The organism is Bradyrhizobium sp. 139, assembly GCF_023074175.1.
GTDB lineage: Bacteria > Pseudomonadota > Alphaproteobacteria > Rhizobiales > Xanthobacteraceae > Bradyrhizobium.
Genome location: NZ_JADPKS010000164.1, coordinates 1 through 1,175, shown reverse-complemented (window position 1 = coordinate 1,175; position 1,175 = coordinate 1). Strand labels below are relative to the sequence as shown.

At 53.4% G+C, this 1,175-nt stretch carries 1 pseudogene; it reads left to right on the top strand.

Features of this window, described 5'->3' with window-relative positions:
- Positions 1-18: 18 nt before the first annotated feature.
- A pseudogene (locus IVA80_RS34945) lies at positions 19-1,175 on the top strand (aminotransferase); the annotation flags it as partial.

Genomic DNA, 1,175 nt, shown 5'->3' with positions numbered 1-1,175 from the left:
TGGCCTCAGAGGTATGAGATGACGAAATCAAATTCGCTAGTCGCAATGGACCTAGCAACTTCGCTCCACCCGTCCACCGATGCTCGCGCATTGGAAAAGACGGGTCCACTTATCATGGACCGCGGCGACGGAATCTATGTCTACGACACTGACGGCAAGCAGTACATTGAGGCCTTGTCAGGCTTGTGGTCGGTTGCCGTCGGGTTTAGCGAAAAGCGACTAGCCAAGCTGCAATGCAACAAATGGAGAAGTTGCCATTCTACCACATCTTCTTCAGCAAATCACACGAGCCGTCGATCCGTTTGTCTGACAAGCTGATTGAGATGGCGGCTGACGCGCGCCTATCAAGGGTATTCTACACGAATTTCCGGGTCGGAAGCTAATGACACGGTGATCAAGCTTGTCTGGTACATGAACAACGCCTTGGGCCGCCCTAAAAAGAAGAAGTTTTTGGCGCGTCAGAAGGCTTATCACGGGATCACCATTGGCGCCGGTAGCCTAACTGGCCTCCCGGCAAATCATAGGGATTTCGATCTACCCGCCATTCCAGTGATTCATCTAACCTGTCCGCACTACTACGGCTTCGCAAAGAACGGCGAGACTGAAGCAGCGTTCACTCAACGCCTGCTCGCTGAAGTGGAAGAGACAATACTGCGAGAAGGACCGGAAACGATCGCGGCGTTCATAGGCGAGCCTGTGATGGGTGGCGGAGGAGTGTTTCCGCCCCCAGAAGGCTATTGGCGCGGCATCGAAGCTCTATGTCGCAAATATGACATCCTGCTGGTTGCTGATGAAGTCATTACTGGGTTTGGCCGAGTTGGCACCACCTTCGCGTTCAAGAAGTACGGCTTTTCCCCGGACATTGTAACGGTCTCAAAGCAAATCACATCGAGCTATTTGCCTCTCGGCGCAGTTCTATTTGGCGAAGCCATCTACAATCCAATCGCCGATAATAGTCACAAGATTGGCACGTTCGCTCATGGATACACCGCGTCAGCGCACCCCGTCGTCACGGCCGTTGCACTGGAGAATTTGAAGATTATCGAGGAGCGCGATCTCATCGGCAATGCAGCGAGACTGGAAGCGCCATTTCAGAATGGACTTAGGCAACTCGCCGAATTGCCATTCGTGGGAGATGTGCGCGGGGTAGGCCTACTTGCTGCGCTGGAACTAGT